The organism is Microbulbifer sp. MLAF003 (assembly GCF_030012965.1).
GTDB lineage: Bacteria > Pseudomonadota > Gammaproteobacteria > Pseudomonadales > Cellvibrionaceae > Microbulbifer > Microbulbifer variabilis.
This window is the reverse complement of sequence record NZ_CP120232.1, coordinates 1677722-1695928: the sequence shown is the minus strand read 5'-3', so window position 1 is coordinate 1695928 and position 18207 is coordinate 1677722. Positions and strand designations below refer to the sequence as shown.

16 protein-coding genes are annotated in these 18207 nt (G+C 47.1%); 3 read left to right on the top strand and 13 right to left on the bottom strand.

From position 1 onward, the window contains the following. Positions 1-2: 2 nt before the first annotated feature. On the bottom strand, positions 3-386 hold the full coding sequence (locus P3339_RS08215; RefSeq protein WP_282953000.1) for a hypothetical protein: 384 nt from the start codon (positions 384-386) through the stop codon (positions 3-5). On the opposite strand from P3339_RS08215, the gene P3339_RS08210 reads away from it, so the two are divergent. The 3 genes from P3339_RS08210 (at position 381) to P3339_RS08200 (ending at position 2245) form a co-directional block, all read left to right on the top strand. Beyond that, complete coding sequence (locus P3339_RS08210; RefSeq protein ID WP_282952999.1) at positions 381-728, top strand: hypothetical protein; 348 nt, start codon at positions 381-383, stop codon at positions 726-728. The two genes, P3339_RS08215 and P3339_RS08210, sit on opposite strands and share 6 nt — an antisense overlap. Next, positions 718-942 carry a hypothetical protein gene (locus P3339_RS08205; RefSeq protein ID WP_282952998.1) on the top strand — a complete coding sequence of 75 codons (225 nt, stop codon included), beginning with the start codon at positions 718-720 and terminating at the stop codon, positions 940-942. Before P3339_RS08210 ends, P3339_RS08205 begins: the two co-directional genes overlap by 11 nt. A gap of 1030 nt (positions 943-1972) precedes the next feature. Next, positions 1973-2245 carry a site-specific integrase gene (locus tag P3339_RS08200; protein ID WP_282952997.1) on the top strand — a complete coding sequence of 91 codons (273 nt, stop codon included), beginning with the start codon at positions 1973-1975 and terminating at the stop codon, positions 2243-2245. A 644-nt stretch (positions 2246-2889) separates the two neighbouring features. Here the strand turns inward: P3339_RS08200 and P3339_RS08195 are convergent. The 12 genes from P3339_RS08195 to P3339_RS23785 form a co-directional block, all read right to left on the bottom strand. Next, positions 2890-3921 (bottom strand): hypothetical protein, encoded by a 1032-nt coding sequence (locus P3339_RS08195; protein ID WP_282952996.1) that lies wholly within the window; start codon positions 3919-3921, stop codon positions 2890-2892. A 493-nt stretch (positions 3922-4414) separates the two neighbouring features. Further along, positions 4415-4564: a hypothetical protein gene (locus P3339_RS08190; RefSeq protein WP_282952995.1), complete on the bottom strand. Its 150-nt coding sequence runs from the start codon at positions 4562-4564 to the stop codon at positions 4415-4417. A 295-nt stretch (positions 4565-4859) separates the two neighbouring features. Then, positions 4860-5840, bottom strand: coding sequence for a right-handed parallel beta-helix repeat-containing protein (locus tag P3339_RS08185; RefSeq protein WP_282952994.1), 981 nt, complete (start codon positions 5838-5840; stop codon positions 4860-4862). 376 nt (positions 5841-6216) lie between these two features. After that, positions 6217-6414: a hypothetical protein gene (locus P3339_RS08180; protein ID WP_282952993.1), complete on the bottom strand. Its 198-nt coding sequence runs from the start codon at positions 6412-6414 to the stop codon at positions 6217-6219. A gap of 47 nt (positions 6415-6461) precedes the next feature. Then, positions 6462-8375, bottom strand: coding sequence for a lipase family protein (locus tag P3339_RS08175; protein WP_282952992.1), 1914 nt, complete (start codon positions 8373-8375; stop codon positions 6462-6464). A gap of 50 nt (positions 8376-8425) precedes the next feature. Next, positions 8426-8779: a hypothetical protein gene (locus tag P3339_RS08170; RefSeq protein WP_282952991.1), complete on the bottom strand. Its 354-nt coding sequence runs from the start codon at positions 8777-8779 to the stop codon at positions 8426-8428. A gap of 385 nt (positions 8780-9164) precedes the next feature. Beyond that, the gene (locus P3339_RS08165) at positions 9165-9551 is read right to left on the bottom strand and encodes a hypothetical protein (RefSeq protein WP_282952990.1); all 387 of its coding nucleotides are present in this window, start codon (positions 9549-9551) and stop codon (positions 9165-9167) included. A gap of 22 nt (positions 9552-9573) precedes the next feature. Beyond that, positions 9574-9930, bottom strand: coding sequence for a hypothetical protein (locus P3339_RS08160; RefSeq protein WP_282952989.1), 357 nt, complete (start codon positions 9928-9930; stop codon positions 9574-9576). A 15-nt stretch (positions 9931-9945) separates the two neighbouring features. Next, a complete protein-coding gene (locus tag P3339_RS08155; RefSeq protein ID WP_282952988.1) occupies positions 9946-15030 on the bottom strand; it encodes a hypothetical protein in 5085 nt (1694 codons plus the stop codon). Positions 15031-15032: 2 nt separating this feature from the next. Beyond that, positions 15033-15413 carry a hypothetical protein gene (locus P3339_RS08150; RefSeq protein WP_282952987.1) on the bottom strand — a complete coding sequence of 127 codons (381 nt, stop codon included), beginning with the start codon at positions 15411-15413 and terminating at the stop codon, positions 15033-15035. A gap of 14 nt (positions 15414-15427) precedes the next feature. Further along, positions 15428-18043: a tape measure protein gene (locus P3339_RS08145; protein WP_282952986.1), complete on the bottom strand. Its 2616-nt coding sequence runs from the start codon at positions 18041-18043 to the stop codon at positions 15428-15430. Beyond that, complete coding sequence (locus P3339_RS23785; protein ID WP_444902625.1) at positions 18033-18200, bottom strand: phage tail assembly chaperone; 168 nt, start codon at positions 18198-18200, stop codon at positions 18033-18035. Before P3339_RS23785 ends, P3339_RS08145 begins: the two co-directional genes overlap by 11 nt. Positions 18201-18207 lie beyond the last annotated feature (7 nt).

Here is an 18207-nt window from a genome sequence, read left to right as displayed (position 1 = left end):
TATCACCCGCTCGGAATCGCTATAGCCACAATCGAGTTATGCACAGCCAGACGGTTAGCCACTTCGACAATGCAGCTCGCTACCAAATCAGCGGCATGGTCGGCGACGATTACCGGCTGGCCCGCATCGGTCTGCAGAGTCTTGATGGTTACATAAACGCTGGACATCAGATCACCAGCGCCATCAGTCTGTACATTATTCTGATCATCAATGACGGCAATGGTGCATTTAAGCACTGCAGTCGCTTGAGCATCGCTATTGGTGGGCTCTGTGATCTGGGTTACCGTTGCACGCACAATAGTGCCCGCACTGTGGCCGTCATCGATGGTGTAGGCGAACTGCCAGGCCATCAGGCCTGGCACTGTTATCGGGGAAAAGCTGTGCATTATCTATTCCTTTGCTTAATCAGATTTATGTACGCCGTTATGGGGGATGATGCGATGCTGGGGACCGGTACCGGCGGCATAGCTCTTGCCACCTACAGAGACCTTGTACACGGTACGGAGGCCGGCACATTCGACCCGCTCGACGGTTTCCCAGGTGAGCGGCTCTTCTTCAAGCAGTACACCCAGCTCAACGCCCTCGCAGTACTGCGCCTCGTAGACCCGCCCTGCACGGTCGGTAACGGGGGTTTCACGGCTGCAAATTACCTAGGCACCGCTTGTTGTGGTGAGCAATACGCAGGGTATTTCTGGCTCTGCATCTACCGCGCCAGTAATGAGGCTTAGATGGGTTTCCTCGTCGCCGGTATCCCAGCAGTCGATCAGGTCTCCGCTTTCGCAGTTGTCCGATAGGAAACCTTCGCGCAGCCAACTGCCTGCAGCAACGCACCAGGGGTCTCCGAGTACCGTGGTGCCGCCGCCATTGCTCGGGGTGGTAATGGTGCCAACACCTCGGCGCCAGGTATTGGCGGCCAGCTGGGAAATGTTGGTGGTTGCGTAATGGGTAACAGCGCCGCCCTGAGTATCCGGATCATCGCACTACACGTAGTACGACAAAGACAAGCTCGGCGAACTCCTCGCTATAAATAAAAAAGACCAGTGTGAAGCCGGAAATCTTAGCTCCAGGTTTACTGACGAATGCGCAAAGCAAGTTGCAAAAGAATTGCGTGAGGAGCTGGAGCCTTTAGCAACTGAATATGGATATGTCCGGGCGGCTTGATGTTTAAGCCTCCCTATTTAATCACGGGAGTGAGCAAAATGTCTGAGAATCTAAGTATCTGGCAGCGAGTAAAGAAAACTGACGCTCGCTTTGTAAAAGAATCAACGTTATAAGGCCGCAAAACCGCCAGTATCAACTATATAACCATGGTTGAGAAAGCCACCGAAATATCGGGATCAACCGGAATTGGTTGGGGTTATGAAATTGTGGAGAGCGAGACGACCGGAGCGCACCAATAATTGTGGAAGGTCAGGAAATTGGCCACAACCTCACCCATACAATCAGGCTCCGCCTCTGGTACATGATCGATGGAGTGGGCGGTCATGTTGAAAACTACTGCCATATACCTCGCATCTATTGGTCATATAAAAATAAGTATTTTTTCGAAGATAAAGAGGCTGCCAAAAAAGTCTCTTTCTGACGCCCTCAAAAAATGCTTCTCGTTCCTCGGATTCTCTACAGACATTCATAGCGGTGCGAATACCATCAGGAGCGTCAATTAGAAAGCCAAATCGCTAATGATTTATCACTGCTTACAACTATGCGCCGTGGTGATGTGTGCAGCTTGCGGCTGGATAAGCATGTAACCGATGCTGGTATTGATAAAGGGGTTGAGAAGTCAATTAATCAACGCGGCGAGGAGAGGGCTACATATTTGCGCTGGTCTTATAATCACCACCCTGGTTTACGCCAGATAATAAACCAAGCCCGACAGCTTTCCCTTCAAAACTACCGGTGCCCTTTTGCGGTTTCATATCAACCAAAGAAAAGACAGCCGCGGGCGAAGCAAGATGAACATTAGTGCAGGTTAATGCCAGCAAGGCTATCAAACCAATTTAAAGAGGCGCGAGACACCGCAGAGGTTCGCCAGGACTTACCCAATAGCGCCAGGCCAACCTTTCACGAGTTGCGCGCCCTAGCCTCTCACCTGCTCAAGAAATCCGGTCACAGCCCGGAAGAGATTGCAGAAATATGCGCCCATACAGATGCGGAAATTACTGAGAAGTTTTATCTCGGTGGACATGAGCGGGAATACAAAGAAGTGGGTATCAGCATCGACCCAAAACTACTGCTGCGGAAGTGATTGAGAGTTTTTTACGGGGTTTTTGTACGCTCAATCGGGAAAACTGGCTGAAAGCCGCATGATATATAGAGAAAGATGGTCGGAGCGGCCGGATTTGAACCGACGACCACCACACCCCCAGAAGCACTGGTACAAAAACCTAACCCATTGGTTTTAAAAGATTTTATAGTTGGAATAGCCGCCTATGCAAGCAGCGTCGAAAATAGTGACGAAACTGTACAGGCATACACTACTTTGCTAAGCGGTACGGTGATACCGGATTGACGCCTTAACCACCCCCTCAACTAGCAATTCTTGGCCCTCCCAGACCGGTATTGGCTTGTAATTGCCATTGGCCGACAATAGCCGGCCTCGCTTCAAGTCCAAGATTTTGCATGCCAGCTGCCCATCAAGTACCTCTACCACAACGTTTCTTACTACTCGTGCCAAAGATCAGTCAGCAGCACGAAAATTGCTATCGAAGATACCCCTACTTAGAGTTACCATTGCTGCGAGTATAGAGGACGGACTGCCTGTTAAATACTCATCATGGCTATCATCCATCTAACATCAGTCATCTACTGGGGGCGTGTAATTTACTCAGAGATAATTGTGGCCAATACAAGAGGCTGCTTAAAATACTCTTCAATATTTACTGTCACTTACTACTGCATCGTAGAGCCCATATTTCCATTGCCAATTTGCACGACAATAGCTGTTTGACCAATTCCTGTCTGTGTAGTTGAGTAACTATTATTACTACCTATTTGAGAAGTTATCGCTGTACTCAAAGTAGCTCCCGTTTGAGAGATACCTACAGTATTCATGGAACCAAATTGATTGCTAACAGCGGCGCTAGCAGTAGTCTCAATTTGAAACAAATCTGTATTATTCCCCGTACCGACTTGAATGACCGAGGCACTACTTGTGGTTGTTTGACCTTGAACAAGGGTGGCATTATTCCCTAGACCTATTTGATCAATTAGGGCACTGCTCGCTGTTACTTCACTCTGAGCAAGAAAGTTTGTATTCTGTGAGCCTGCTTGGTTGATAAAAGCAATACTAGCAATAGTATCCCCCTGAGCTAGGAAGGCTGTATTCATTGCCCCTCCTTGATTTATTAAAGCACTACTTGCAATAGTTGCACCTTGACTAGTAGTAGCATCGTTCATAGAGCCCAGCTGATTAATCCAGGCACTAGTCGCCATTGTTTCACTTTGCCCAGAAATAGCCATATTCATAGTACCAACTTGGTTAATCAAAGCACTACTGACTATGGTTGTACCTTGGCCAATATCAGCATTATTCATAGTACCTATTTGATTAATGATAGCAGCGCCTAAAGTAGTATCTACTTGCTCAGCGTATGTTATATTTCCTTGTCCTAGCTGACTAATTGAAATAAGACTAAGTGCAGTATTATCCTCTTGTATAGATTCTGAACTATTTAACTCCCCAACTTGAATGTGGTTTACTGTACTATTGTTGGTGCCTGTGGTTTGAGATATATCCGAACCATTAGAAACACCAATCTGTGTTTGGGTAATGAGATTGTTATGAGTAGTTGGATCTACTTGATTTGAGTTAGCTATATTATCGGACCCAACTTGAATTAATATCGCTGTATTGTTTCCCGCAAAGGCATCTAGACCAATTACAGCAGACACGGCAGTAGCTAGAGAGATTAACTTCTTCATTAGTAACCCTTATACAATAGTTGTACACATATATACATCTTGTGGTCATCGTTGAGCACGGCAGTCATTTTCGTACGATTTTATACTACGTATCGAAATGATTGATTTAGTAGCCAGCGAACTAATACTGTATTCATCAAACAGTAAAATCATATATTGCTATGGATACTATCAGCGCATAGAAAGAGTCTGGAAAGAGCAAAACCAACCCTTACTTCAATTTATAAGGTTGGATAAATCTATCTCTGAGTTAATCAAGTAATTCTGACACCTAAAATCGTACTCAAACAAAACCAACGGGATAAGTCTTGCAGAGTATTAGGCTAGGAACCATAGGATAAAAATCTTAATTTACTAGGAAATAAGTTCATAAAAATAGTGGTTAAATAAGTATATTGATGGAAGTCTCATAAAAGCATAATTACAGCTAGAAGCGATATACTGCCACCAGCTTCCCTCAAGATAAAGGCGCTCTCACCATAAACTTCTGCACTTAGATGGCCTGAACGGGCTTATAGGGTGGCATCCACTCATCAGGGCCCTTGTCCCCCTTACTTTGATTGCGGCCATCGTCGACAAGCCACAGATTCCCAGGGTCTTCAGCAATATGCTCGACATATAAGTCAGAAGCCAGGCTGAACAATTGGCCGGTGTAAGTGTCCAGCCATAGGCCAGTATCGACCCTGCAGCGCTTAGCATTGGTGAAAGCAACCGGAGTCAGGGAAAACCGAACTAGCAGCTCATGACGGGTGCTTTGCCAGAGTCAGACCAACGTGACAGTCACTCATGGCGGTCATAGTCTTTACTGATGTTAGCCTCTATATCAAAACTGCCAGACAAAACAATAGATAAGATGATAGGTAAAATCAGACGCATGACAACTCCTCATTGTTTTGAGGAGTCGTACATGAGGAAGCTAGAAGGAGGCCCCAGATATACTAGGGCAAAAAGCGAAGACAAGCCGGAGTGGAAGAATCCGCAGTATTATTACCCCAATCGTTAATCAAATTATCGCAAAAGCTGTCAGCGAAAGGGTCTTCTAAATCAATGGGATTACCCAGAGCAACATTTTTCCTTATAGTGTTATTGGAGCTTTCAGGAAGTTGATCACTCACTAATATTCCAACAGTGCCATTATTGTTTGACGTATTCCCTCTGACAACATTATTGGAGCCTTCAATTTCAATACCTGCTACCATATTGTGACTTGAAGTATTTTGAAAAACAAAAGCTCCACTGGTATCGACCTCAATACCATGTAAATCATTCTCCAGCAAGGTATTGTAGGTGATAGTCCCGTTTAAACCTTCAAAATCAATACCGGCCGAGGCACTACCTACAACCTCATTTAAGGTGACTGTTACGGAGTTACCTTCGACTATTATTCCCTCACCTCCAGAGTCAATCACTGTATTTTGAATGATAAAATTGTTATCGCCATTTGAATCAATTCCATCATCCCCATCCACCTTATTTCCAAGGATCGTATTTCCCTGGATAAGGTTAAAATTACTGTCAACTTGTATAGCATCGTCAACCAAATAATCGAGAATTTCAACATAAAGGATAGAGTGAAATCCTAATCCCCCTACCAGAATACCCCCTGGGCAGTTAGAAATAGTTCCACCAGTTACTGAGTGAGAACTACCCTTAATAAATATCCCGAATTTTTCATTGGTGACACTGCCAGTGCATGTAATCCCACCATCACCAATCATCCTTAAATTTCCGCCTGGACCAGCAATAGTGAGAGCATAAGGATTCGCATCAGACAGCTCACATTGAAGGTTTTCCGTAAGGATGGCGGGTGTTTTGATCACATCATAACAGCTTACAGCCAAGGACTGAGAGGATATTCCTATTGATAGTGTGCCAAGTGCGATGGGCCATAAACTAAAGGCAGGCACTTTTAAAATCATTTTTTAACTCCTTTTGACTAAGTCAATGTTAATATCGATTACAGATTAGAAGTTAAATACCATTTCCGCTAACTCAACACCCAAATAGCTCTCGCCATGAAGATGGCGGCCGGCTTGGTTATCAAATGTTCATCGTGGTAGCCACTCATGGCGGTCGTAGTCGCTACTACTGTTAGCCTCAACCTCAAGGCAGCCAGATAAAACGGCAGAAAAGACGATCAGTAGAATCAGGCGCATGACGACCCCTCTCTATTATTTTGAAGGATCGTACAGAAAGCCAACTATTGGAAAAAATACAACCTGTCACAGCAATAAAAGACTGAACTCACTGGTTTTTACACAGCGTAGCGGAGTAAAAATCCAGTGCAGTGATTTGTTATACATTTTCTCCATTCTCCATTCTCCATTCTCCATTCTCCATTCTCCATTCTCCATTCTCCATTCTCCATTCTCCATTCTCCATTCTCCATTCTCCATTCTCCATTCTCCATTCTCCATTCTCCATTCTCCATTCTCCATCTTTTATACTCTCAATGTTCTCACTAAAAAGCATGTCAATCTTCTTTTTATTCATAAGTAGATCCTATATTTTATATGAAGCACTCTATTGAATAGCAACTTTCAATCATCTTCGTTACTTCCTAAGATTTCAAAGGCCATTCGATTCCCTTTTTGATAAAGCTGGATATTAAATGTTGTTGCAGTAGTAGTATTTTCTACTGGAGCTGCATCCTGATAAGGACTTTTGAAATAGTTAGGGGTATTCTCCCCTACATGATTACGCCAAATTGTTCCCCCTCCAGACACTTGAAACTGGACATTAGGAGCAATTCGGTTTCCATTTTGTACATAAGCAAAACCTATTACAACACTATCATTTGATGGTGGTGTTATAGGAGTTGTATCAATGTATGGAACATCATCTTGTGTTAGATAAGGTTTGGATGCATTAAATTGATTGTGTATCCACTCACAGTTTGTACCATCCAAATTACAGCAATAAAGAGCCGGCGCAAGCCTGTTTCCAATAATTACGTTATTAATACCTGTTACTATTTTTCCTTCTGGACAATTTACAGCCTGAAGATCAATGTAACGTTCCTTATAATAATTCGAATTGTTAAACTCAGAACTCCTTATCCATTTTTGCTTCACAGGCTGTGGATCAGGATTTCCGCTTAATATTTCAAACCCCAATCGGTTACCCTTTTGATATTGTCGAATGTTTAATACGGGCGTTGAAGAAGAAGGAGATTGAACAGGAGCAGCATCTTGATAGGGGCTTTTGAAATAGTTAGGGGTATTCTCCCCTACATGGTTACACCAAACAGTTTGTCCTGTTTTAGGATTTTTGAAGAAAATATTTGGTGCAACTCTATTACCATTTGCTACATAAGCAAAACCTTTTACAATGCCTCCATGATAAGGTGGCGTGATAGGAGTTGTATCAATATATGGAACATCATCTTGCGTTAGATAAGGTTTGGATGCATCAAATTGATTGTGTATCCATTCACAGTTTGTACCATCCGAATTACAGCAATAAAGAGCCGGCGCAAGCCTGTTTCCAATAATTACGTTATTAATACCTGTTACTATTTTTCCTTCTGGACATTTTACAGCCTGAAGATCAATGTAACGTTCCTTATAATAATTCGAATTGTTAAACTCAGAATTTCTTATCCATGACTGTTCTAGATAATTTTCTTTAAAAAAATCTACGTAGCGGTGAATTCCGTGAGCAGAAATAGGGCTTTCACCTTTCAAAGATGGAATGTGATAGCTATTAATCACATTATAATAGCCACGCTCTTCGTTCATTACCCCTAATCCTTGTGGAACGGGATCAAGTGGGTTTAAAAAACGAGCAGAATAAAAACGGCCACCTACTAAAGGGTCATATAATTCTGATCTAAAAGCAAGATTTCCAATTGGTGGAGCACCGTAATTATACATTTTTAAAATTTTCGCGTCAGACTCCCATTTCCACTGAGAATAGGATTTCAAATATTCACTTAAAGAAACTACTGCAAGAGTTGCCAAAGCCCCACCTAAACTATGTCCAGCAATATAAAACCTTTCTAGTTTTGAAGGCCCGCCTATGGTAGTTAAAAGTGAATTTAACTGTTCAATGAGTTGTTTTTCTACTCCATTATACGCATTAAGAAAACCAGAAGGCACTTCATAAGGCTTCCCATCAACCAAAGGTGTAAGCTCAATGAATAAATTAGTATTCCAATTAGGAATACTTGTTGGCTGAGTCCCCCTGAATGCAATTACAATTTCTTTCTGATTTATGCTTCTAGCCAAATATACGCCTGTATTACTTGGAGCACTTAGTTGACTTTCTAATTCGTACCCTATAGATAATAATTTTGCTCGAAGTTCTCCCTCTTCTAAATACGCGTAAGCTGAAAACTGACTACATAAAAGTGACTCGTATTTTAAAGAGACATCTTGTGGAGCACTATCCTCTATCGGGTCAATGGGAATTAAACTGCCTAATTGTGTATTTTTGCCCATATCTTTTTTCATTACTTTCTCTCCTTCTATTCAAAAAAATCAATGTTTAATTAATTACCACTTCATGTATAACTCCAAATTAAGCGGTCCAGCGTCAGCGAGGTTCGCTTGATTTTTTTGTTATGCTCACTGTCTATTAATGCATTTTTCTTTTGTAGATTCTGAAAAAGCTGAACTATCTGATAAAAATGCCGTGGAGCCGAAAACTCTTTTGAGTAACGAATTAAATGTTCTTTACCTGCTTTGAAATTACCAGTGGCCTTGCCACTTTCAAAACCTGACATGAAAGCTATAGACTCTTTAACAGAAAGGGTATACTCACCAGGTTTAAGCCTAAAAATAAAGTGGTCACCCGTTCCTAATTTTGATATATATTTATTACTTACGTAAAAAAATAGTTTTTCTGGATTTAGCATATGATATGAATTTTTTGTTCTCTAGAGATATACCATAGCACTATTTCAGAAGTTAGAGACTGATCTTGTATATATCTTAAACTATTCAAAGCACAGCCTAACTAGTAAAGAAACTGATAATATTGGAATGATTTTCCCAATGAATTTCATACCTCTTATTTCGTAATTACTTATTTACTATTTACTATTTACTATTTAATTGATTGTAAGCATAGCAGTTTATTAAAGAGCCAATGGCTCAAGTCGCCTGGTTCGACCTTCCGCTCTTGACCATAATTAAATCAATAAGTTAGGGGGAATTTCTATAGATGTAAGCCATGGCTCTATAATTCGGGCTTTCGCACCGGCAATACGCCCACTTCAATACTGAAAACCACAGCCAGTATCACCCACTCGGTATCGCCATAGCCGCAATTGAGCTATGCACGGCCAGACGATTTGCCACCTCAACAATACAACTCGCTACTAAATCAGCAGCATGATCGGCGACGTTTACCGGCTGGCCTGCATCGGTCTGCAGAGTCTTAGTGGTTACATAAACGCTGGACATTAGATCGCCGGCACCATCGGTCTGTACGTTGTTCTGATCATCGATAACAGCAATGGTGCATTTGAGCACTGCAGCCGCTTGAGCATCGCTATTAGTGGGCTCTGTGGCCTGAGTTACCGTTGCGCGCACAATAGTGCCGGCACTGTGGCCGTCATCGATGCTATAGGCGAATTGCCAGGCCTCCAGGCCCGGCACGGTTGTTATTGGGGAAAAGCTGGGCATGTTGTTTCCTGTGGTTTTGTATTTAGTGATTGGTGATTGCGCGGGCATGTGGATCTACACCGCTATAGGAAGGAGTGGTAATAGTGCCCACACAAAACCGTGAAGCGCTGGCAGTCAGCTGAGAAAAGCTGGTGGTCGCACTATAAGTAACCGCTCCGCCTTGGTAGCTGGGATCATCTAAATACACGTAGTATTTAGTATTGAAAGACAACCCGGTAATACTACCGCCGTTATAGCTGACAGTATCAAGGCCGAACTGTACCGAGTGTGAGTCGATAGTAATTTTTGCTCTGATACCCTCACCAGAAGCGGAGTTATTCTGATTATCGATCACGGCAATCAGGCCTGGCACATCGTTTGAGGGGGAAAAGCTGGGCATTATCTATTCCTTTGCTTAATCAGATTTATGTACGCCGTTGTGAGTAATTATGCGGTGCTGGGGATCAACGCCAGCAGCGTAGCTCTTGCCACCTACAGAGACCTTGTACACGCTACGGAGGCCGGCACACTCGACCCGCTCAACGGTTTCCCACGTCAGCGGCTCATCCTCATGCAGTACACCCAGCTCTACTCCCTGACAGTTTTGAGCCTCGTATACTTTGCCTGCCCGATCGGTTACGGGGGTTTCACGGCTGCAAATTACTTGGGCACCGCTTTCTGTGGTGAGCAATACGCAGGGTATTTCTGACTCTGTATCTACCCCACCAATAATGGGGCTTAGATGGGTTTCCTCGTCGCCGGTATCCCAGCAGTCGATCAGGTCTCCGCTTTCGCAGTTGTCCGCTAGCAAACCTTCGCGCAGCCAACTGCCTGCGGCAACGCACCAGGGATCTCTAGGGACCGTAGTGCCGCCGCCATTGCTCGGGGTTGTAATAGTGCCTATACCTCGGCGCCAGGTGCTGGCAGCCAGCTGGTAAATGTTCGTGGTTGCGTAATAGATAACCGCACCGCCCTGAGTACCCGGATCATCGCAGTACACGTAGTATTTTGTGCTGAAGGACAAACCAGTGATACTGCCACTGTTGTAATTAATAGTGCCGAAACCAAACTGCACTGAGTGCGCGGCAATCGTGATTTTTGCGGTACTGCCATCATCAGAGGCGGACAGTGCGGAACTGGTTGGCAGACTAGCGATACCGGATTGAATCATCGGCAGATTGCGCTGGTCCTGCACCTCAATCACGTCAACTTTTACATAGTCGAGAATGACACGCCCTTTTTTATTGGGGTGGTTGACGTAAAAGAGAGGAGAAAATGATCGCACGTTAGCATGTAGCTTAGCGGGGTTGCCGATATGGTTACCTCCAAGGGTTCCACTGTAAACCGCGTTAGCTGTCGAATTCCCTTTAAAGTAAGCAACATAGGTTTGCCAGCTACTCAGCGGTGGCGTATAACCGGCTGTAAGAATGTAATGCTGGCTACTGTAACTATTAGTTCCAACTCCGCTACACAAGGCCCCGCTACTGTCATAACCAACTAGGCCGCAGTGCATGGTCCGGTCTGTATCTCCTTCGCTGTATACCAGCATGCGCGCCTCGATGCGGTACAACTTATCCGGATCGAATGGCACACGCTCCTTTGAGTGGAAGTAGACCATCCCATCGGAATTACTATTCCCCAGAAGTGCAGCACTGCTGCCGATTTTCAGGGGTGAGGAGCCGCCCACGCTTGTATAGTCCTGCACAGCACCAGAACCAAAAGCTTTAGTCCACGCATCTAGCCAGCTCAGATCAGAAAAGTCCTCCAAAAAGGTATTTCGCATTGAGCGGATTTGCGCGCGCTCCTGTGCGGTAGCACCGACTGTGGCACCGTCTTCAGGTTTATTGGTCCCGTAGATTTCTTCCCAGTCTGCACGGGCTCCGGCAATTTGATCGATCTTAATCAAGACCTTTTGTCGAGTGCTGTATACCGCCTCCCATTTGGCTTTCCAGGTGTTTCGATCGATGCTGGTGACTGTTGAGGTGTTACTCAAACCTGCACCGCTAAGATAACTGGAGAGTGCTGTTATTGCGCCGCTGTAGTTGGTTTTCTCAGCGGTAATGCCGTAGCTATTGGCCTGCCCTTCGATATCGCCCTGCTCTGCCAGGATCTGGTTGTATTCGCGCACCGCGGTTAATTTCTCGGTGGGGTGCAGTTTGCCATCTGCGGCAATATTGCTGAGGTCTAAAAGAGCAGCGGCGGCATCGGTTTTGGCTTCAGCAGCAGCATTGGCGGCGGCCTCGGCTTTGGCATCCGCTGCAGACACGCCTAGTAATGCCTCGGGGTCACCACTACCGCCGAGGGTAACCACAAGGCCATCGTATGTGCCGCCATCTGCAGCGTTAGACCAGATAGAGATTTCATTGGCACCGGCCTGCAGAGTGACTGGGAAGGAGTACCATTGAGTTGCGTCATTCGACCCACTCATTACCCCAACCTGTACACCATTCAAACCAACGCGTGGACCGCCCTCGGCATCGTATGCCAACACATGGATAAAGCCGTTCCCAGCAGTGGCATTAAACGAATACTTAGTACCCCCGGCATAGTTGGTATTCGTGGGCCAAAGTAACCCGGTAGGCCGGCCATCCCACTGAAACTGCAGTGTGGCCCCGACCATGCCAGCCTCTCGTGCTTGTTGGGCGATAGCGTTAAGTAAAACCTGGCGTGCGCTGTAGGCCGCTTCCCAGTTGGCATTCCAAATGGTGCGGCTGATAGAAGTGCTTTCTGAGGTGTTGTTCCAGGTTGGAGACAGACCATTCAAGTAGCTGGTGAGTGCTGCCAGGTTGCCGGAGTAGTTTCCTTTTTCTATTACCAGTCCGGCACCGTCAGCCTGCGCTTCAATACCCGCTTGCTCTGCCTGAAGCTGGGCATACTCACGAATCACGATGAGCTTTTCGTTTTGATGTAAAACACCATCGGCGGCGATGTTATCCAGGTCTGCCAACGCGGCATCAGCATCCGCCTGAGCGGCTTCGGCCTTGTCGATTGCCTGTTGTACTTCAGGATCCAGCGCGGGGTCTTCGTAATCGGTATAGGGTATGCGTGACTTGGGCACAAACATCAGGCGCGCGGCATTGGTGCCTAAACAGGTGCCCCCGTGCCCCGCATTACCGGGGCTATCCGGGCTTTCCCCATAACAGGCGATTATTTTGCTGTTACTGAGTATTGGCATGGGGTTCTGGATACCGTCTATCAACAGCACTATGCCCCCGGGCGCACCACCGCCGCCACTGCCTCCAGGCACCTGAATTACATTGCTATCACCAGTAGTACCGGGGCTGCCATCTTCGCCAGAGTTTTCTATTTTGCCGCCGACACCAATGGCGATACCCCGCGCGATTACAACAATCCCAGCACCGCCCTTCCCACCTAAACCACCGCGCCCGCTGGGTTCATAACTGCCATCAAAGGAATAAAAAGAGGAGTGACCACCGCGAGCCCCACCAGATCCGGATAGGTCGTCAGGGATCCCTTGTAGATCTCCGCCGTTATTCTCGATATTAAGGGGCGGCATTACCTCATTGCGGCCTTTGACAGTTTTCCCCCAAGCTCCCCGGGCCGTTCCTCGGTTGACAGTCTCTTGGGCATTTTTTAATTGACCAGCACCGCCATAGCAGGAGCCGAGAAAACCCACGCCATTATTGGTGGGGATTCCTTGTAAAGTGCCGTCAATTTGCAGGACACCGCGCACCCGCAGCTCAATATTGCCACTCACAGAAAGTGTGAGTCCTACAGGTATCGTAAGATCACCCGGGTAATAATAAATTGCGCGGCTATCGGCATTACCAGCCAGGGTGCCATCAGCAGTTAAAAAGCCGCTGGAGTCGATACTCAAACTACCCGTCATGGCCGCACCTTCAGCGCTGTACCAGGCATCCGGTAATTCTGCGCTAGTACTATCAGCCTGATCGGCAATCATGCCGGCGGGCTGGTAGCTGCCGAATAGGTCCACGGATACTGCACCGCTTACCTGATCGATGCTGATACGCTGTACTTCCATAGCGCGGTTCAGAGTGCCGTTGTCTACGTTCTGGGAGTGGTCGCGCAATTGCGGCAGCCTTACCCGTACAATATCCCCTACTTCCAGGTCATTGTTACTGGGCAGTAATCCCAGGCGCAGACTGAGCGGCGGGCCAGCGAACCGATCGCGCAAAGCATCGAAAGTGTTTTTTATTGTGGTATAGGTATGGCGAGAGTTATGCAGCCCCCTGAATTTGAGAGAGTGCTGTTTGGCCTCGCCATGCACGGCGACAGAGTCCGCATCAATTAAATTATTCGAGCGCAAAAACTTGCCATCGAATCCGGGCTGCTCAAACCAGCTCCATTGCACCGAGAAGATATTGCGCACCCCGGCCAGATTGTACTTGAGCTCCCCCAGGCTTTTCACATCATCGGGGCCGATGGTGGCTACTGTGCCGGATTCAGCCAGCACCCCAGCCATACGGCGAAAGCCCAGTTGACCGGCGGCGTTGACTGGCATAAAAGCGCCGAGCAATAAATTAATCTCGGTCTCGATAAACTTCTTGCCGTCGGTTTCTTCCAGACCATCAAAGCGCAGGATTTTGCCCTTGCTGTGGTCGCCGGGCTTATACCAATCTGCCCCAATATTTTCGAACTCATCCAGCACCACAAAGGCGGGATCTATGCCTAAGTGCCAGTTGCTAGGCAGTACATTATTGGTGCCGAGAATATTTCCGGTCAGTAATGCATAGGCCAGCTGGGGACCAGGGCCTTCCAGATAGATAAATTCTTCAACTTCTACGCCGCTTTCGTCGTCACTGTTTTCAGGTAACTCATGGTCTCGGGCAAAGGTGCCGAACAGGCCGCGCGTACAGTTGGTAAAGCTACTACTCATTTTACCGGTTGCGCGCACAATCTCGAAACCGTCCTGATATTTAATTTTCAGGTAATACACGGATTGGTCAGGGGCATCACCATAGGCAAGAGTGTGCGGATTGGCTTCAAAGCTGCTGGTATCGAATACCTGTAAGGTGGTGTCTGCTTTGGCAAAATTGGCAGCCAGGCGCGTGCTGTTGGGTACAAAAATATCGCGACGCATCTCCCGCTGAATATCCCGGCAGCGCACGCGGTAGATGCCCTCAGTGTAGGAAATGGATTCCTCGGCAATCTGGGTTTGTTCCAGGCGAAAATCCGCCCAGTCGAGTCCGGCAAAACCCTGATACAGACGTACCGTGCGGCCCTTAATGCCTTTACCCTGCTCCAGCTCATCGCGCAGCACATAAGACAGCTGGCCGCCGATATCCACGACTTCAAAGGAAATAGCTCCAATTTCTGCGCGACCCTGTTCAGGAACTAACTTTTGACTGGTTGCACTGCATTTATTTAGTGCCCCATGAATGGCATTGGCTGGAAGGCCGGGAATATTGTTATGGCTGGTGATATACAATGGCAGGTCATAGCCGATCTCAATGACTAGGCGCAACTCACGCTGTGCAGCTTGATTATGTAGATCGAAGATCTCAGAATTGTTGCGCACTCCTACACCTCAATAGCTGTAAACGTCACATAGAACTCAAACGCACCCTGCCGCATCTCACGGAAACCGTTACGCTTTAATCGGCATACAGCGGTCTCTCTGCCTCCTGGAATATCTGAAGTATCCAGTTCAAATGCTTCACCATTGGCACAGCTCGCCTCAAACTCTCTCCATAACTGCAACTGGTTTTCGAAGAATGGCGAAACTGATATTTGCCATTCAATATCTCGCCGATACAGAACACTTTCGGTATTTCCGGATAGGGCTGTGTGCTCTTTACCAGTAGATTTTGGAGTGCGATTGCATCTTGTCGCAGTAAAAGAGAGAGACCCGCTAGTACCGTCTACCAACTCTCGTGTCGGGGTGTAACTAATACTTGGCATATGTGGTCCTTGAATTAACCGGCCAGCTCCTGGGCCTGACGAGAATCTGCATTTATGATTACGACATCTTGTTCATTAATCAGCTCTTTGAATTTCTCTACTAAACTCTCGGCGTTATCGCTATTTACATCGCCATCAATATTGAAAATGACCTGAGTTCCAGTTTGTTGCTCAGTGCTGGTTGAGATCTGATCATTTGAGGCCAGCGGTGCAGTGGGTGAGGTCAAGCTGCTGGATGCTGTTGCTCCTGAGCTTGTAGAGCTGCCACCACCTCCGCTAATAGCTGTGGCAGCGATAGCGGCAGCTGACAAATAACCCTTAGCCTTAACAGCGGTAGCCAAGCCAGCTCCAGCGACAGGTCCAAGCCCTAACGGTGGTGGGGCCAGTGCGGCCACAGCAGCAGCTTCTGCATTAATAACTGCTTGTGCGGCTGCCAATCCACGCTGCATTAAAAAAACAGTACGGTTATTGCTGTCTACATACGAGAGGATTTCCTGCAATGTCCCCGTGATAATACCCACTCGCTTCCTTGAGCTTTTCTGCTCGAGCTTTTCACGGTCTTTAGCGTGCTTGGATTCCAGAAAAGTTAGGTTGCGCTGATACTCACCTTCGAGCGCCAAACTGGCTTGGCGAGATTCTTCTTCAGTTGCCCGGGTAGCTTCTAGATGCTCAGCCAATAGTTCTCGTTTAGAGATGTAACCCTGGTCGAGGATTTCCATTTCTTCATCGTGCCGAACTTGAAGAAGTTCATTTTCTGTGAGCCATGATTCCCTTAGACCTTGAAGGCGAGCATCAATTTCCTCATCAAGCTGCTCCTTGCTACGCTGCAAAAGCTCTTCACGCTTCTCTGGATCATGCACATTTTCTTCAATAATTCGATTGCGGCGCCGGTAACTTTCAGCAATGGCCTCTTCCTCTGTCATTAGGCTCTGGCGCAGGTTATTTACCGTATCCAGTCGCTTTTGGACCGTGCGTTCGAATTGCTCCTGGAGTGCTCGCTCTAGGGCTGGAAGGTCATCTTTTACGCTGGTAGAACTTAGGCTTTGTGGGGCATTTATTGGAGAGAGGGATAAGGGCTCTCCACCATCGGTGAGCGATTTCGGTTTGCCGATTTCAGCTATCCTTCGATCGATTTCATTTAGGTTGTTGGCCGCCCTTTCTATCTCCTCATTTAACTCCTTTACTTTTTCAGCATTTCTGCCTGGGAGCTGATAGCTAAAGCGCGCATTAGGATCAAATCCACCATCCCTCATGGTGTCACGCTCTTTAATTAACCTATCCAACTCAGCCTGAAGCTCATCCCTTCTGTCTTGTATCTTCTGCTCTCTATTTATCCGCTGGGCTTCTGTGAGCTCATACCAACTTTGAGTCAGCTCATCAATTTTCCCTTTAAGGCTTTCAGCTTTCTCTTCGGCAGTTGGCTGTGCCGCATTCCAGGCAATCAATGCGGTGGTAGCCAAAGCAATAACACCCACTGGTCCACCAAGAAAAGCAAGAGCAGTACGCAACCCTGTGGTAGCAACAGTCGCAGCACGAGTTGCTATCGTAGTACGACCAATAGCTTGGCCAAGCGCATTGGTTTGAATTGTGGTTTTGTAAGTGGCCGCATTCAGTAGACCCATCTGAACAACTTGCTTGCTAATAGCGCCCGCGAACTTTCCAGCGAGGATTGCGGCAACTGCGGTAAATGCGAATTCCATGCCGCCCGCTACATCGCGAACAGCCTCCGCATCATTTGCAAAATCCTTGAGGACTTTAGCAAGGCCAGTAATAGAGCCAGCAACAGCCCCTGAAGCACCGGACACACCATCAAGCTGACCAATTGCTGCAGTAACGCCTGAGGTCAACTGCTCCAAGCTCTGGCCGATGGCGGTATTCATCTGCGAGGCTTCTTTGTCGATATCTTTGGCCGCCGCCTGGAATGCCTTTACCAGAGTTTCCGCGCTCAGTTCGCCATCTGCAGCCATTTCCCGCAACTTGCCATTGGCAGCCCCTGCGGCATCGCTGGTTAGCCCCAGATAGTCCACCAGTGCCTTTTGTAGGCGTGGGGCATTCTCCATTACGGAATTAAACTCATCCCCTCGAAGAACACCGGAGGCGAGACCCTGAGCTAGTTGGCGCAACGCTCCAGCGCTTTCCAGGGCTGATGCACCAGACACCAGCATGGCCTGGTTAATGGTCTTGGTAACTCCCAGAATTTCCTCCTGGCTGTTGAATAGGTGGCCACCAGACTGCGCCAAGCGCTGATACAAAACAGCAGTAGAATCCAAGGAGCCACGAGTTTCAAAAGCTATCTCAACCAGGCTTTGCTGAACATCTGCCAGCTCTTGGGTAGTGTCAGTTACCAATCTCAGTCGGTTTGTAAGATTGGTCCAAGTATCTGTGTATCTCGCTATTTCTCGGATAGACAGACCTGCAGCGACTGAAGCTAGAGCCCCAGCCAGGAGGTTGCTACTCGTGGCCATACTCTGGATACGGCCACTAGCTTCACCACTACTGCGCCCAAGGCTCTCAACAGTCCTTTCAGCTTTTGCACCAGAGCGCTCCATCGCATCCAACTTTCGGCGGGCAGAATCCGGCCCTTCCGCCTCTACACGGATACCCAGGCGAGCAATTTGATCAATCGGCATTTTGAATAGCCCAGTAATTAATATCGAGAGCACGAATTACAGAGACTTCCCACGCAGATATATTGCGCTGAGTGAGCTGGCTCCAGTTCTGAATCTCGGTGAAAGTGAGCGGTTCGGTTCCGCGGATCTCGCGGTAGTAGTGGAAGAGATAAATCAGGCCATCA

What these genes read in the sequence shown, in the direction of transcription:
- P3339_RS08215 (WP_282953000.1), bottom strand. Translation starts at nt 386, where the DNA reads ATGCACAGCTTTTCCCCGATAACAGTGCCAGGCCTGATGGCCTGGCAG.
- P3339_RS08205 (WP_282952998.1), top strand. Translation starts at nt 718, where the DNA reads ATGAGGCTTAGATGGGTTTCCTCGTCGCCGGTATCCCAGCAGTCGATC.
- P3339_RS08200 (WP_282952997.1), top strand. Translation starts at nt 1,973, where the DNA reads ATGCCAGCAAGGCTATCAAACCAATTTAAAGAGGCGCGAGACACCGCA.
- P3339_RS08195 (WP_282952996.1), bottom strand. Translation starts at nt 3,921, where the DNA reads ATGAAGAAGTTAATCTCTCTAGCTACTGCCGTGTCTGCTGTAATTGGT.
- P3339_RS08185 (WP_282952994.1), bottom strand. Translation starts at nt 5,840, where the DNA reads ATGATTTTAAAAGTGCCTGCCTTTAGTTTATGGCCCATCGCACTTGGC.
- P3339_RS08180 (WP_282952993.1), bottom strand. Translation starts at nt 6,414, where the DNA reads ATGAATAAAAAGAAGATTGACATGCTTTTTAGTGAGAACATTGAGAGT.
- P3339_RS08175 (WP_282952992.1), bottom strand. Translation starts at nt 8,375, where the DNA reads ATGAAAAAAGATATGGGCAAAAATACACAATTAGGCAGTTTAATTCCC.
- P3339_RS08170 (WP_282952991.1), bottom strand. Translation starts at nt 8,779, where the DNA reads ATGCTAAATCCAGAAAAACTATTTTTTTACGTAAGTAATAAATATATA.
- P3339_RS08165 (WP_282952990.1), bottom strand. Translation starts at nt 9,551, where the DNA reads ATGCCCAGCTTTTCCCCAATAACAACCGTGCCGGGCCTGGAGGCCTGG.
- P3339_RS08160 (WP_282952989.1), bottom strand. Translation starts at nt 9,930, where the DNA reads ATGCCCAGCTTTTCCCCCTCAAACGATGTGCCAGGCCTGATTGCCGTG.
- P3339_RS08150 (WP_282952987.1), bottom strand. Translation starts at nt 15,413, where the DNA reads ATGCCAAGTATTAGTTACACCCCGACACGAGAGTTGGTAGACGGTACT.
- P3339_RS08145 (WP_282952986.1), bottom strand. Translation starts at nt 18,043, where the DNA reads ATGCCGATTGATCAAATTGCTCGCCTGGGTATCCGTGTAGAGGCGGAA.